Source organism: Dysgonomonas termitidis (genome assembly GCF_042654545.1).
In the GTDB taxonomy this organism is placed as follows: domain Bacteria; phylum Bacteroidota; class Bacteroidia; order Bacteroidales; family Dysgonomonadaceae; genus Dysgonomonas; species Dysgonomonas termitidis.
In genome coordinates this window covers 120,884-137,137 of the sequence record NZ_JBHSGN010000011.1, presented here as the reverse complement: position 1 = coordinate 137,137, position 16,254 = coordinate 120,884, and the positions used below count along the sequence as shown (strand labels likewise).

Sequence of the window (16,254 nt, the reverse complement as noted above, 5' to 3'; positions counted from 1 at the left end):
CTAACATAAAGTTGGCGGGATAGCTCAGCTGGTTAGAGCGCATGATTCATAATCATGAGGTCCGGGGTTCAAGTCCCCGTCCCGCTACGAAGAAAAGGGAGGTTTACACAGCGTGTAAACCTCCCTTTTTGATGCACATACCTAAATTGAGAAAAATGAAGAAAGCCTATCCTTTTGTACTAGTTTCTCTATGATTGTCCGGTTTCTTTTTTGGGGTTCATTCCTCTGGATTCTTGACTACCAAAAGCACGGTTCTTTCTCCGTCATGATTTTAATTTAATTACTGTTTAATTTTTTACTCATTCCAATATTATGACGGAGAGTTAGTTCCTCCAATATTTCACCCCAATCAATCTGCAGATAACCAATCAATCTCTATTTTATTGGAACTTTTTGTTACTACATATAAGTTGTGTATCCCTCGGTTGAACCTTTGAACAGGTACCGTGGTTATTTTCCAATCTTTGCTTGCCGGGACTTTTATCTCGGCAAGAAGTGTACCTCGGATTCCATTTAGGCGAATCTCTATAATACCACCCTTTTCTGACAAGGTTTTTGCACTCACTGTTTTCAGGTCTTTGTCTCCGAAATCAACACTGTTGTACTGGATCCATGCATCAGTGGAGTTAAATACAGTTTTCCACCCATTGAACTTGTTGAGTGTATCCAGAAATTGAATTTCAACGCCTTTTTCGCTTATCTGATTATAACGATCGATTTGTATCTCGCGGGTTGCATCGGTTAAACCTACTCCGCGTAAAGTGGCAATTACTTTACGAATAGTACCGTCGGGGTTGAAGAACAAACTATCGATACGGGCCGAACGGTTTTTATCAAACCCGGGAGATAAATCATTATGATGGTAAAAGAGATACCACTGATCCTTGAAATTCAGGAGTGAATGATGGTTTGTCCAGCATCCTGTAGACGATTCATCCATAATTACCCCCGTCATTTTGAATGGCCCGAGAGGTTTGTCACTCATTGCATATTCGAGCCTTTCAGTCTTCTTTTCGACATGTGGAAATGTCAGGTAGTATATTCCGTTATTCTCAAAAACAAAAGGCCCTTCCTTTAGTCCTTTTTCGGGTAAATCTTTCAAAACAACGGGCTCCGATTCGAGCTCCGTCATATTTTCTTTCAGTTTGGCTCCGTAAATATTTCCTTGCGACCAATATAAATACGCCTGGCCATCTTTGTCTATGAATATACAAGGATCAATTCCACTGACATTTTCAATGGGTTCAGGTAGCGGCATATATGGCCCTTCCGGTCTATCGGCAATGGCCACACCTATACCAAACCCTTTTCTCCCATTCAAATCAGTCTGTTTTATATTGGCCGGAAAATAGAAATAATATTTTCCGTTCCGCTCTATACAATCGGGTGCCCACATACTGTAAGACATAGAATCGACCCAGGGTACTTTATTCTGAGTAACGATGATTCCATAGTCTACCCAGTCTGTTAAATTATCCGATGAAAATACATGGTAGTCCTCCATGCAAAACCAGTCTTTCCGGAGATTTTTACCGTCAGGAGCCTGAATGTCATGTGATGGAAAGAGGTACACCTTTCCGTTGAACACCCTGGCTGTAGGATCTGCCGTAAACTGATTAAGGATAATCGGGTTCTGAGCAAATGACAATTTAGATAAAATCACCAGCAATAAAATGGCGAATGTTTTATATTTTTTCATTTGGGAACTATAATTTTTTAATGAGTAATAGGCCGTATTAATTCAAAATACGCAAAGTATTACATATCAATTCATACATCTTTACTTACTTTCAGATATCTTATCACTGATATGGAAGTAATCAAAATCAGCATATCCGCCAGCTATTTTCGACGAATAATTGTATAATCCGAAACGGTAGCCCATAAAATGTTCCATTAACGTATATTCCATTTTAAGCGGTTGTCCAATGTTATTCCACGTTTTTCCATCGAGGCTGTAAAAGAAATATGCTATGTCAATTTTATCCCTGAAATCACATTCTATTTTTAGATAAATATTGTTCTGAAAGACAGGGATGCTCTGTAACTCGGTAGGTTTATCCGTTTTGTTACTAACCATATAAATATATTTGTTATTACCTTCTTTCTTTACTCCTACCAACCCGAACTTTCTTTGCAATGCACACAATCCCGCAAAATCTCCGTCCTTTAAATGCGACACATCCAGCAATGTCGTACCTGAACATACAGGGCCAAAAGTGCGTTGGGTAAGAGTATTGCGTGAATGGAGGAATAGCGAGTCGATACGGTTGGTTTTGAGACGTAAATATCCCCGACGCTCTGTTACTGACCATAAGTTATTATCAGGATTGTGATTCCACTGCCATACTAAAGGTAAAGCAATCTCACCCTTTTTACGGGTAAACTCGTCGTTGTTGACTATACCCGGAATCAAACTTTTATTGGCAGGCAAGTCAAGTGTTTCCGGAACTTTGCCATTGATGCCGAGTATAGGCCAGCCATCTTCCCATCTGACAGGAACCAGGTACGGGATACGTCCGACTGAGCCATAATCGCGGAAAAGGTATGAATACCATGTGCCATCCGGCATATCTATAAGCCCGCCTTGAGCCACTCCCAGATCTTTCAGTCCTACACGGCCTTCATAAGGACCGTTAATCTTATCGGCGCGATGGATTACGACTGTCCGCATAGCACCTTCTCCTCTAGGCCAGGTAATGTTGAAAAGATAATATTTACCATTCACTTTGAAGAGTTGCGACCCTTCTGCACCTAATCCCGGTTGCCCGGAAGGAGCCGTGGCATTTTCTATCAGAGTATGGTCGGTTCCTTCTTTGATGCCTGTAAGCTCATCATTCAACTCTACGATATTAAGTTTGTGATTTCCGTAGATCAGGTAATTTCGTCCATCATCATCAAAGAATAAATTGCAATCGTGGTAAGACGGGCTGAAAGATACCGCTTTCCAAGGGCCTTTTTCTATATCTTTTGTAGTATAGATATATGTTTTATTTGTTGTTTGGGCAAAGGTTGTGACATAGAACAGGCCTTTATGATACCTGATAGTACTGGCCCATGAACCTCTGCCATAAGTACTTTTGCCATTCGTGAGATTCAATGCGGCCACATCGGCGAGGGTATCGTATGCATAGCTTACTATTTTCCAATTGACCAGATCATTCGACTTCATAATGGGCACACCCGGATTCATGTGCATAGTTGTGCTCGACATATAATATGAATCGCCTGCACGAACCATTGACATATCGGGTACATCGGCGAATATGATAGGATTATGACCTTTTTGATTTTGTGCTGTGGCTTCAACTAATAATATTGAAGTGGTCAGTACCATAAAATAGGAGAAAAACTTCTTAATCATTTCTATTTGTTTATTTTATTGTTGATAAGCGTAGAGTATTGGTAAATATTATCGTGCACTACGAATTGACATTAATTTTCATCAAAAACCCAATAATCAAAATTAAACAATTCGCGTCCGGCAGTAATATTCTGGCCATTAAAGCAAAAAAAGACATCGTGTTTCCCTGTTACTTCCTGTTTTAGTTCCATCGTAAAAGTTTTAAATATTTCCCATCCACCCGTACGTGGTAACTGCACAGATGAAATAATCGGTCCGGAAATACTATCGAGGCGAACTTCCAAAATTCCGCCGTCGACTCCGGCAGCCAAAGAGGCCGAAAAAGACTTGGGCGATTTAATTCCGAAGTTCACCTCTCTAACCTTTGTATAACCATTCATACGAGTAGCGGTAACATATACCCCAATATCGGTACTTTGATCTATAGAGCATTTTTGGGACCAAGCCATCGTTTCAGCTTCAACACGTTTGTATGGATTTATTTCACCTACCGGTTCAGGCCCTTCTTTAGTAGCTGTTACAGCAGGAATAGTTCCGTCGACATTGTAAGTGAATTGTTCTATACATGAAGCTCTGCCATAGCTGCCTCCGTTGGGTAACAAACCACTGTGATAGAAAAGGTATGAATTACCTTTGTAGTCAATAATACCACCATGATTGGTAAAACTGTTCAGTTTCTGGTCTTCCATAATTTTTCCTTGATATTTCCAGGGGCCTATAGGACTTGCGCTTGTAGAGTAAGAAAGTGTTTCACCACCCTTTCCCATTCCTGCAAACATCATGTAGTATAAATTGTTCCGTTTATATAACCAGGGACCTTCTACAAACATGTCTTTGTTGGGTGTTTCAGCGTTTTTATTACCTCTTATGCCTCCAAAGGATTCCATGGTAATTGGAACGGTAACTATATCACCCGAATAGGAAATCATATCCTTATTCAACTTTACATAATAAAGACTACCGTTTCCCCAGTAGAGGTAAGCCTGGCCATCATCATCTATATATACTGTCGGGTCGATATTCGACCAACTTCCGTTAATGATTAATGGTTTACCAAGCGCATCTTTGAAAGGCCCGGTGGGAGAATCGGCTACCGCGACGCCTATTGCCATATCGTTTTGGGTACTTTGAGCACAGATATACCAATAAAATTTGCCATTGCGCTCGATACACTGAGCAGCCCAGGCACGGTCACGTGCCCATTCAAAAGATTCGAGCGAAATAGGGCTCCCATGATCTGTCCAGTTAACCATGTCGGTAGAAGACATTACACGCCATTTGGTCATATAATAAAAATCAGTTCCGGGAATATCGTCGCCTGTGTACATATACACCGTTCCATTGTAAACCATTGGTGCCGGATCGGGTGAGAAATGCGTTTGAATCACAGGATTGTCGGCTAAACTCATTGAGAATGAAGCTGCCAGGATGCTATATATTAAAAAAAACCTTTTCATATATGTATTATATTTAAATTAAAATAATTTGATGGTATAGCTAAAAGACGTATTATCAGCATATACCTTAAATTTTTCAAGAGGTTGGGGACCGCAGCTATTCGATCCCACGCCCAATGTTTTAGTGGAAACAATCAACACTGTTGCGGTGCTGGCCGGTAAATCAATTTTATATTCAACCGGATACATTTGCTCATCGGTATGAGGAATTGCCGACACCTGCATCAGATTTTTATCCGGTTGAACCAGCAATGAAGGCATATCCTTGCCTTTTAATTCTGCCCACCGTACTTCTTCATGGTTACCTCGTTCCATTGGCTTTTCATATTCATATTGTTCGTTTACGCCGATTTCGTATAATCCTATATCAGCAGCGCTTTTGCGGTCCGAGTAGTTCTCGAACGGACCACATCCGAAAAACGCCATACGGTCCAGCTTTTTATCAAGTAACATACGCACTCCTATTCGGGCCAGATTGATACGAAAACCCACAAATTGAATGTGGTTGTCCACCTTTACAGAGCCATCTCCCCGAACTAAATAAGTGGCGGAATGATAAACTCCAAAACCGTCTTTTCCGTCGGCCTTAGTTATTGCAGTTACCTTCACCGAAGTATTATCTATAATTTCTGTTTTGAAATCGACCAAAGTATATTTAAGTGTGGTAACTCCAAATTTTTCCCATTGCCTATATGCCCAATCATCATCGTTGCGATGCGAAGCGCGCCACAAGTGTAGTTTAGGTCCACCATCGGCCGTCAAAAGTTCAGTGCCATTTTTGGTCAACCGGGAAATAAAACCCGTTTTCTTGTCAAAGCTTACGGAAAAATCTTTACCCGAAATAATAGCAGATTGCGTATTTTGAACGAGTTTCACCGGTTGGGTTACTTTAGTTTCGATCACCGGAGGAGTATTGACCGGAAGTTTAAACTGCGCAGAAGCCACTTCAAAACCTTTATCCGCCCAGAATGTTTTTTCCTTTTGTTTATATGAAATACGCAGGAAATATTCGGCACCGGCTTTTGGTTGTTCTATTTTATACGGGATATTTGCTGTAAAGAGTCCTTTTCCCCAAGTAGGGTGTATTCTTATTTTTCCGGTATCAATCTCTTTCCCGTTTTCGCTCAAAGTCCACGATAGATCAAAACCATCCAAAGAAATAAACTGGTATTTATTTTTAATATGAATGCTTCCGGTTACAGCGTCAACTAATTCTGTGTCAATCCATTGAAAAGCCTTTTTCATTTCCGGGAAATGAGGTTTCATCTTGTTTCCCTCTGTTGCCCTGTCGTACGAAACTACCCCTTTGTGTATAAAGTAATGATCGTTAGGAGCTTCACCAAAACCACCGCCGTAAGCTAAGATGGGACGATCAGGATTACGTTTGTTCCACAATGCCTGATCCTGAAATTCCCAAATGGCGCCGCCTAGTATTTCAGGATAAGCGTCAAATACTTTGGAGTATTCGTCAAGTGACCCCATCGAGTTGAACATTGCATGTACAAACTCACAAACGTAAAGAGGTTTATTCATTCCCCAGTTTTTAACCATATCGGCGTAATCGGCCGCAGTACCGTACATACGTCCTTCCAGATCGGCAGGATTATTTCTGCCGGCTCCAAAGCGTTCGTAATGGACAAACCGTGTGGAATCGATGGTTTTCACTGCATTCATAGCAGCTTTCAGGTTGGAACTTATTCCTCCGCCTTCGTTACCAAGAGACCATATAATCACCGAAGGATGATTCTTGAAATTTTCTGTATTTGCGACATTACGGTCGACAATAGCAGCTTTTATAGTGGGTTCTTCATCAAACCGTGTGTCATAACCGTGATATTCCATATTGGCTTCTGCTACCAACCAGATTCCCCATTCATCACACAACTCGTACCAACGGGGATCATTAGAATAATGGCTGGTGCGCACATGATTACAATTACCTTGTTTAATTGCCTTTAAATCGAGAATCATTTGTTCCTCGGTAATAGCATGCCCTACATCCGACCAATGTTCATGGCGGTTTACACCTTTCAACTTGATTGGTACACCATTAACCGTAAAAACACGCCCTTTGATTTCTATCTTTCGGAATCCGATTTTTTGAGACAAAATTTCCCCTTCCGAATTTGTCAGTACCACCGTGTATAAATCAGGAGTTTCGGCAGTCCATTTCGCAGGATTCGATATTTGCATTTTCACAGTCAATACTTCCTCCTGATTAGCTTTCAACGATGTGCCTATAGTGTTGTTCTTAGCTATTTCCTTGCCTTCTTTGTCGTAGAGCGTGGCTGTGAATATCTGAGGCTTCGCAGTTTTATCATTATAATTTTTGATTTTAGCTGTCACACTTAAAGTAGCATCTTTGTAGTTTGTATCCAAATCCGTTTTCACAAAAAAATCGCGGATATGTACCTGTGGAGAGCTCCAAAGTATAACATCACGGAATATACCGTGTAAACGCCACATGTCCTGATCTTCCAACCATGTACCTGAACTGTATTGATAAACTTCTACGGCTATCATGTTTTTGCCCGGTTTTACATACTTTGTAAGGTCAAACTCGGCAGCATTACGGCTGTTTACGCTGAAACCTACTTTTTCACCGTTGACCCAGATAAAAAATGCACAATCCACACCATTAAAAGTGATGAATATCCGTTGTCCCTTCCATTCCTCCGGCACCACGAAGTCACGGCGATAACTACCCACCGGGTTGCGTTCTTTGTAAGCCGTGTACCATTCCTCGGGCTGACTCATTACCCGTGGAAAATCTTTTTTTATGGTGTAGCCCAAATTCCTGTAAAAAGGCGTGCCATAGCCGTGCACTTCCCAATTTGAAGGAACAGGGATTTCTTTCCAATCCGAAACATCAAAGTCGGATTTGTAAAAATCCACCGGGCGTTTATCGGGCGCCGGCACCCAGTTAAATTTCCAGTTGCCATTGAGGCTTTTGCACAATGACGACGCATGGCGTTTGGCCGTCAAAGCCTCCTGCAAGGTGGCGTAAGGCATCAAAGTGGCATGGTAAGGCTCTTTATTGATACTAAGGCACTCCGGATCTTCTATTTCAGGAGGAATTAGATTTCCTTTTGAAGGCTGAGCACCAATCCTAACAACAAAAAGAGACAATAAAAACAATGCTAATAAAATACTCCTTTTCATAAACAGAAAATTATTTGTTATATTTTTTATAATTGCTAATATATCAGCGGATAAATATCTGTAAATTGAATTAGTCAACCTTAATTCATCGGACTCAGGCAAGCTGCAAAACCTCCTCTCCTGAGCAGCTTTACATCTACTGATGACGTTTTATTCACAACTAAATATTGGGTATAAAACTCCTTGTCGTGCTTGCCGTCCGTTATCAAAATGAGTTTATATTTTACTCCTTCCGGTAAAAAATTGAACGATAATTTCTTTCTTTTTTCCATCATATTGTCAGCATTTATTCCTCCTATGTACCATTCGTTATCCTTCTGTCGGGCAATTATGATGTCCTTGCCGGGGTAGCCCTCGAGTAATTTCGTATTATCCCATGAGTTAGGAACATTTTTCAAAAATGTCTTGGCAGCATCGGGTAATGTGTAATATCCTTCGGGCCTGTCGGCAAAATGCTGGACGCCTGACTCAAACAATACACTTAAAGCAAGTTCATGTCCGTATGTTGTGATATGTGGAAATTGCGAATTGGTAAAAGTTACGGGCGTATAATCCATAGCACCCACCACATTGCGTGTAAATGGAAGAATCGTATTATGCTCCGGTGCAGTAGTGGTGAATTCAGGGCCATTGTTATACCATTCGGCTCCTCGAACACCTTCGTATGTCATCAGGTTGGGGTAAGTACGTGCCCAACCACGGGGCACTAAGCAACCATGAAAATAAACTAACATTTCAAATTTGGCTGCATCGTCCAGAATATCCAGATAATACTTGATCATATCCTGTTTCTCGCTTTCGAAGAAGTCGATTTTCACACCCACTACTCCTAGTTTTTTCAGTTTTGTAAATTCTTCAATCCTATTTTCGTGTGTAAGCATTCTGTCTTTAGGAGTTGATCCAACCCATGTATGATCGCCTCCGGAATTATACCACATCAGAGGTTTAATCCCTTTTGAATGAATGTATGTAAGTGCGTCTTCCAATTTTCCCCCATCGCCCATGGAGTCCCATTCCCAATCAAGCAAAGTATAAGGCCATCCCATTCCGGCTGCCAAGTCGGCAAATGCACAAACAGTTTTGTAGCTGCGTGTCCCATGGTTATCCGACCAATAATTCCAAGATGCCACCCCCGGCTTAATCCAACCCGTTTGAGATATTACCGATGGGGGACAAACGTCATCAACTAAAGTAGATTCTACAATGTCCGCAAGGCTTCCGGCTATAATTACACGCCAAGGTGATTTCCATGGTAAAGAGATAGTCGGTAAAGACTCTCCTTTTCCGCGTCCGTTCCATTGATCGGGGAATATAAGTTTATATTTTGTTTTATCAGAGACATTGGAGAGTTTTGTTCCGCAATAATTTCTATCCAGATCGGCTTCGTGTATCAGATACCAGGAATCTTTTTCAGGAGTATTGAAGAGTGCCGGATAGGCCCAATCCTGCTGCACTTCCCCATCTTTCATAAAAGTATATATACCTTCGTTTGCAGGATTAAATTTTTGCAGCCATCGTTTGGTGCTATCTGGAATCGAGTAAGCAGTGAGTTCATCTTTCATTACAAATGACCCCGACTTTTCAGGAAACTCATAACGAAAAGCCACACCATCGTTGTAAGCTCTCAGTATAAGGTTCATTTTGGCGTTTAAAGGATTTTCAAAGGCAACCACCACTTCATTGGCCGAATTAGAACATTGAGATCGTTTGCCATGTATGGCCGTATATTCTTCATTAATCAACAATATTTTTCCCGCTTTCAAAAATTTCAGTTCTTTTGAAAAATCCTGATCGCTACGATTGAGGCCTAAAGCAATTTGAGGTATTACTTCAGATGTTTTACCTTCATCGGAAGATTTCACTTTTAAAAACCATTCTCCCTTCTCCGTGCCTTGTGTATTAAAAAGTTCGACGATTATTTTCCGGTTCGGTGAGAGAACTGTTGTTTTCTGGGCTGAAAGCGACAATACTATTGATAATAATGGCAAGACAATAAATGTTTTCCTCATGTTTTTTGTTTCCCGGATAATTAAATGATTACTATTTTGAGTATTTATTTTCTTTGCAACTGACAAAAAAATCAACCATTAGTTTCAGGTTTTCGGGTACATGCACTCCCGGCCCGTGTTGACCGCCGGATACCAGATAAAAACGGCTCGGTACTCCGGCCTCCTGAAGCGCTTCGAAGAGTAGCTCGCTCTGACAGTAAGGTACCACCCGATCTTTGTCACCATGGAAGATCAAAAAAGGCGGATCAGTGGAATCAATATATGTGATAGGGCTTGCCAGCGAGCATTTATCCTTGTTTTCCTGAATCGGACCTCCGATATAAGCCGATGCCGGCGAGTTAGGGGCATTATGGATAAAATCCGTACCACCACAGGAATCCATCGCCAGCATATCGGTAGGACCAAACCAATCGACCACGGCATCGACAGAACTGCTAAATTGGGTGTACGGGCCGATGCCTTCCATGTCAACAGTTGTATTACCGTGAGTACATTGCTTCACAAACCGCGACGTGCCGGCAATTGCCGCCATATTACCGCCTGACGAGCTACCCGAAATTTCCACAAAGGTGGTGTCAAGCCTATATACAGAAGCATTAGCACGTATGAAACGGATGGCTGCTTTTATGTCGTTGACCGGAACAGGGAACTTGGCATCGAGGCTCGAACGGTGATTCGGTGTGACAACTGCAAAGCCGGCATCGAGCAATGCTTTGCCAACCGTATTCATATCGGCTCCCTTCCCATTATTGGAGAACCATGCGCTCCCGTAAATATAAATTACGACTGGATAGCTGCTCTTTTCTACCTTTGGCAGATAAATATCCAGACGGTGGTAAATGGCTGAGTCCCCTATGTAACTCACATCTTTCCAGTTTTGAGAATATTCCTGTCCGAAACAGGTTAAGGATAGAAGAAAAAGGGCTGTTAATATATAATTTTTCATTCAATTGAATTTTTCAAAGAATTATTATAATAAGATCTTTCGACTTTATTTTCAGATTCAGAGCTTTCTATATATTCAGTTTGAGATCTTCTACGCACTATCTAAACAATAGAGGGGCAAGTTCCCGCAGGCTTCTGCGCCATGTGAGAAACTCATGAGCCGTATTATTGGAAACATAAGAAACTGCATTGATACCGGCAGACCTTAGTTCTTCTGCGGATTGCGTCACTTTATCCGGATTCTCACGGCTTCCGCAACTCATAAAGACAAGTTTCAGCGCCGATTTGTCTTTGATGTCGGATGGGGCATAAGTACCGCCACTGAGAAGACCGTAATGCGAAAAAATATCCGGACGGGCCAGTGTGATCATCCTTGTTTCCATTCCACCCATCGAAAGACCGGCCATTGCCCTATTAGGCTGATTCGCTAAAGTTTTGAAATTAGCATCGATATAAGGGATAAGTTCATCGATCAAAACGGTTTGGAAGTGTTCGATTTTGAAATCTCCAATTCGCCCAAATTTGGTATCGTTGGTCATGCCATAGGTCATTACGATAATAAAAGGTTTTGCTTTTCCTTCAGCTATCAGGTTATCCATGATAAGGTGTGCGAAACCCTGATTCGTCCATGCCGTTTCATCCTCGCCCCAGCCATGCTGAAGATATAGAACCGGATAGCGCATATCTGGATCTTCTCCGTATTTGGGGGGAGTATATACAAAAGCCCGACGCAAGGTATTGATGCTTTTTGACGGGAAATACACCTGGCTCACAAGCCCATGAGGTACATCTTTTAGTTTATAAAAATCTTTGTCGGAAGCAGGTATTTCGATTCCGCTTTCCCAACGGTTCGATCCAAAAAAATTACATGCACCGGGGTCATTGAACATACCTCCGTCTACTGTCAGGTGATAGTAATGAAAGCCTTCATCCATTGGCCCCTCAGTGGTTCCCATCCATGTTCCGTCTTCTGCTTTTTTCAGAACAGTACCCCCTCGTCCGCCTAAACCGAGGCTAACGGATACATTTTGGGCATCAGGTGCTGCGATTTTGAAGCGGGCATAACCTTGCGAGTTTACCTGTGGGTACAACTGCCCCGGTTGGTTTAGTCCTGAGGGGCTGAAATCTTCTTTAATGTTTTGTGCTGAAGCAGAGCCTATGACAAACAACGTTGTCAACAAAACGGTTGTGATCTTTTTATTCATGGTTATTTGATAATTTTAATAAGCGGTTATTTTTAAGTTCCTTTTTCCGGATCTTTTAATCGAATTTACATTTTAATTATTTGAAAATCAATCCTGCAAACTGATGCAACGATCGTCGCCATGTAAGCCATTCGTGAGAAGTGCCGGGAGATTCGTAGTACATATGTTTTATTCCCGTTTTTTCCATTTCTTTATGGAAACTATTGACTGTTTGATACATATTAGCAGGTTCGTCTGTCCCGATACTTAAATAAACCACTTTCATTTTTTGATTGAAAGTATTCACATCAGCCCATACGCCATTGTACATTTTAGAAAATTCATAGTCTTGTTGTATCGATCCCCCGCCGCTAAACCCGCCAACGTAAGCAAATTTGTCAATGTTAGACATTGCTATCTGGAACGATTGGAAACCTCCCATCGAAAGTCCGGCCATAGCACGATGATCGCGGTCTGAAATAGTCCGGAACTCTTTATCGATCATTGGAATAATTTCCTGCATGAAGACATTCTCCAGCGTTTTGTTCTGAAACAAACCTCTTATACCCTGCCCGGATTGTCTTTTGTTGTTATCCGGATCAATAGCATAGCCATTGTCCATCACTACAATCATTGGCTTAACTTTTGCTTCGGCAATCAGATTATCCATAATCGCATCCATCTTTCCCTGATTCCACCAGCCTGTTTCGTCTTCACCACCTCCATGTTGCAAGTACATCACAGGATAACGTTCCGAGATGTTGGCATCGTATCCGGCAGGAGTGTAAACGAAAGCCCGGCGCCATACTTTGGTTATATTAGAATAATAACGTACCTGACGTATTTGTCCATGAGGTATGTCTTTGATATTATAATAATCTACTCCTTTTTCAGGAATATCAATGCCGCTTGCCATACGGCTCATGCCATAGAAAGTCTGGCTTCCGGGATCGCAGACCGCTACCCCGTTTATCAGAATAGAATAATAATGGAACCCTTCTGCGATAGGATCGGTAGTGATAGCCCACGAGCCTTCTTCTTCCTTTACCATGTCGTATTTCCTACCGAGATCAACCTGTACTCTTTGTGCATCAGGAGCTTTAATCCGGAAAAGAACTTTATTATCCGGCAAAATTTGAGGGTATTGCGCTCCCGGAACGTTGGTGGAAGCCGGAACCGGAAACAGGTGTTCATTCGGAATATTACTATACAAATCTATCAGTTCAGTTGTTACAGGTTTAAATAGTAATTGGGAGAACATATATAAGTTTTGTTTCCATATTTTGAAATCATGATAACCGTCAGGGATTACCTGATAGATGTGAGCGATTTGATTTTGAGCCAGATATTCATGAGTGCGTTTGCTAATATTAAGTAAACCATCTTTGTCTCCACACGAAATCCATAGTAATTTCAGGCTGCTCTTCGCTTTCTCAGGATCAGGTAAGAGCATTTGTGGTTCCTTAGTATTGGGTGCGGATGAGAAACCTCCAATCCAAGCAAATTTATCCAAATTGCCTAATCCAAAATTCAAAGACTGTCCGCCTCCCATCGAAAGTCCTGCCAGGGCACGATTTTCCCTGTTTTTAAGTACCGGAAATTTTTTCTCTACATAAGGTATTAGGTCATTAAGTAAATCTTTTTCGAAAGTGACAAAAGCCTGTACCTTTGGAGCTTCCATAATATTACCTATGGCCCGGTCATCCTTCATCGCCCGCCCGTTGGGTAGAATTACGAGCATAGGCACTATTTTTTTATCAGCGTACAGATTATCCAGTATCACCTGGGGATCACCATGGTTGAACCATTCTTTTTCATCCCCGCCGATACCATGCAACAAATAGAGAGTTGGATATTTTTTGTTTTGCGAATACCCCGGAGGGGTATAAACCAAAGCTCTGCGATCAGCACCGACGGTGGCTGAAGGATATGTTATCGTATCTATCTTCCCGTGGAAAATCCCTGTACGGAGCATGTCGTAACCTTCCGGGGCACTCAGAATATTCTGGCTGTTTGCAGAAACACTGAATCCCCCAATTAATAAACAGAGTAAGAATATATTTTTCATCTTTCTGAGATAAAATTAAAATAGCAGGATGCTATTATTTAAAATATATAAAACAGTTTTACAACCTGATATCATTACCGGAAGTTGCATATAACCCTATCAAAGCCCCGGTAAAGCCTCCGGCAACATTCGTAGAAAGAATATCGCCGGATACAGTTCCTCCCAGATTATTAAAGTTAGTGTTATCCATCGAATAATTGAATCTATATTCGTCTTCCTGAGCTGATACTTGCAGGCTGACAGGCTTGCGTACATCTATTTTTTCGCTGGCGATGATTGTAGATTTACCTCTTTCCGTCCTTTCCAAGACCAAATAATAGTCATTCCCCTTTTTCGTGAGACCATATACATAATTGAACGATTCGCTTTGGTAACACGTGATGCCAGCTAAATCGTTTTCTGACTTAGGAAGATAATCCAAGGTGACTGTAGCTGTGAAATTTTTATGTTGTTGCCTGTAAAACAATGTGGATATTGGTTTTGCTTCTTTAATGGTGATCGAAAAGGGATTTATTTGTAATCCTTTCTTTGTTATTTTAGTAAAATCTTCCCGCCAGCTTCTTACGCCGATCCATCTATCGTCTAATTTTTCTGATGAAAAATTATCGGTGAAAGTGAAATTTCCATTCGGGAAAAAGCCATTCTTTCCGGTTTGATTACTTACTCCTTGCGGCATCTTCAATTTAGGCTCCATTGGTATAAGCCCATTTTCAAAAACTGGGAATGTACCACTCCAATCTACAGGCAATATAAATGTCTCGCGGCCTGTATTTACCCTATTCTTTTCATTTGGACGAATAGCCAGAAACACTCCATAATATTTACCGTCCGGGCCTTCTACCAAATCGGCATGGCCAGCCCAATCTACTTTATCGACCCTGTTATGTGGAAAATATCTTTGGGTTAATATAGGGTTGCTCGGAGCTGGGGTATATGGCCCTTTGGGTGAGTTACTTATAAAAATAACTTCGCTGTGCCAGCCTCCTGTTCCTCCTTCTGCGCACATCAGATAATATTTACCGTTTTTCTTATAAATATGAGGAGCTTCGATCCATATCGGTTTTTTCGTAATATCGACTCCGCCATTGACTACTATTTGATCGGTACCCTGGATTATTTGATCATTTTCCAGGTCATACTCCCAAATTTTGATTACACGATGCCCATTATATAATCCTTCACCTTTATTTGGTGCGTCGTTATGTACTACATAGGCCTTACCATTATCATCAAAAAATAGGGATGGGTCTATGCCATCGAATTTAAGTTTGACAGGGTCTCCCCATCCTTTATGAGGATCTTTCGTCTTTGCTACTATATTTCCAAATCCTCCGGCAAATTGGGTAGTAATCATGTAAAAGGTATCGTTGTATTTATTATATCTGATGGCAGGAGCATATATACCCATGCTTATACCTGCTGTCTCCACCTTCAATTGGGAAGTCTGGTCAAGAACATGTCCTATCTGGGTCCAGTTGACCAAATCCTTGGAATGGAAAATAGGGACTCCCGGGACCATTGCGAAAGATGAGCAAACTAAATAATAATCATCTCCTTTACGGGTAATACTAGGGTCAGGATAACAACCCTGAAGAATCGGATTGTAAAATTCATCCGCTTTCAACAGATTTTCATTATAGACTTTATCATCTCCCTGATATACAAAGTTTGTAAATACAGGAGGGGTTGTTGTAACTTTGCCCTTTTCCCCGACAGCGCGCATGGCAGGGATAGATGTAAGCAAGAAAAAGGCCGTTAATATAATTGACTTGTACTTTCTTGATAAAATTGACTTTGACTTGATCTTTTTCATTATATATTAATTTTAATCTTATTGACATTTTATTTTAAAACTATTTGGGTATAATTCCAAAGTAGCTGGATTAATCTTAAATGGAATCCTATGGACTTGTCTTTCCAATGGTTTGTTAATTCTTCCATTGCCATGTTTACAGCCAGGCTTTTATATTATGATATTATTGATTTCAATTTAGCTATATTTCAGTAAAATGTAACCATAAGTGCCTTCTGTTTTTTGCCTGGGACAAAAGATATCTCAATATAA

General features: G+C 41.1%; 9 protein-coding genes and 1 tRNA gene. 1 reads left to right on the top strand and 9 read right to left on the bottom strand.

What is annotated here, in order from left to right; translation table 11 throughout:
* The first annotated feature begins 13 nt into the window (after window positions 1-13).
* Window positions 14-87: transfer RNA gene (locus ACFO6W_RS02225), tRNA-Met, on the top strand.
* 262 nt (window positions 88-349) lie between these two features.
* Here ACFO6W_RS02225 and ACFO6W_RS02220 read toward each other — a convergent pair.
* The 9 genes from ACFO6W_RS02220 to ACFO6W_RS02180 form a co-directional block, all read right to left on the bottom strand.
* Complete coding sequence (locus ACFO6W_RS02220; RefSeq protein ID WP_379993674.1) at window positions 350-1,699, bottom strand: family 43 glycosylhydrolase; 1,350 nt, start codon at window positions 1,697-1,699, stop codon at window positions 350-352.
* 81 nt (window positions 1,700-1,780) lie between these two features.
* Window positions 1,781-3,364 carry a glycoside hydrolase family 43 protein gene (locus ACFO6W_RS02215; RefSeq protein WP_379993673.1) on the bottom strand — a complete coding sequence of 528 codons (1,584 nt, stop codon included), beginning with the start codon at window positions 3,362-3,364 and terminating at the stop codon, window positions 1,781-1,783.
* A gap of 71 nt (window positions 3,365-3,435) precedes the next feature.
* The gene (locus ACFO6W_RS02210) at window positions 3,436-4,821 is read right to left on the bottom strand and encodes a glycoside hydrolase family 43 protein (RefSeq protein ID WP_379993672.1); all 1,386 of its coding nucleotides are present in this window, start codon (window positions 4,819-4,821) and stop codon (window positions 3,436-3,438) included.
* A gap of 18 nt (window positions 4,822-4,839) precedes the next feature.
* The gene (locus ACFO6W_RS02205) at window positions 4,840-7,983 is read right to left on the bottom strand and encodes a glycoside hydrolase family 2 TIM barrel-domain containing protein (RefSeq protein ID WP_379993671.1); all 3,144 of its coding nucleotides are present in this window, start codon (window positions 7,981-7,983) and stop codon (window positions 4,840-4,842) included.
* Between the two features lie 80 nt (window positions 7,984-8,063).
* Window positions 8,064-9,992: a glycoside hydrolase family 97 protein gene (locus ACFO6W_RS02200; protein WP_379993670.1), complete on the bottom strand. Its 1,929-nt coding sequence runs from the start codon at window positions 9,990-9,992 to the stop codon at window positions 8,064-8,066.
* A gap of 31 nt (window positions 9,993-10,023) precedes the next feature.
* On the bottom strand, window positions 10,024-10,938 hold the full coding sequence (locus ACFO6W_RS02195; RefSeq protein WP_379993669.1) for a prolyl oligopeptidase family serine peptidase: 915 nt from the start codon (window positions 10,936-10,938) through the stop codon (window positions 10,024-10,026).
* Window positions 10,939-11,035: 97 nt separating this feature from the next.
* Window positions 11,036-12,142 carry an alpha/beta hydrolase-fold protein gene (locus tag ACFO6W_RS02190; protein ID WP_379993668.1) on the bottom strand — a complete coding sequence of 369 codons (1,107 nt, stop codon included), beginning with the start codon at window positions 12,140-12,142 and terminating at the stop codon, window positions 11,036-11,038.
* 76 nt (window positions 12,143-12,218) lie between these two features.
* Window positions 12,219-14,189, bottom strand: coding sequence for an alpha/beta hydrolase-fold protein (locus ACFO6W_RS02185; protein WP_379993667.1), 1,971 nt, complete (start codon window positions 14,187-14,189; stop codon window positions 12,219-12,221).
* A gap of 58 nt (window positions 14,190-14,247) precedes the next feature.
* Window positions 14,248-16,002, bottom strand: coding sequence for a glycoside hydrolase family 43 protein (locus tag ACFO6W_RS02180; RefSeq protein ID WP_379993666.1), 1,755 nt, complete (start codon window positions 16,000-16,002; stop codon window positions 14,248-14,250).
* Window positions 16,003-16,254: the final 252 nt, after the last annotated feature.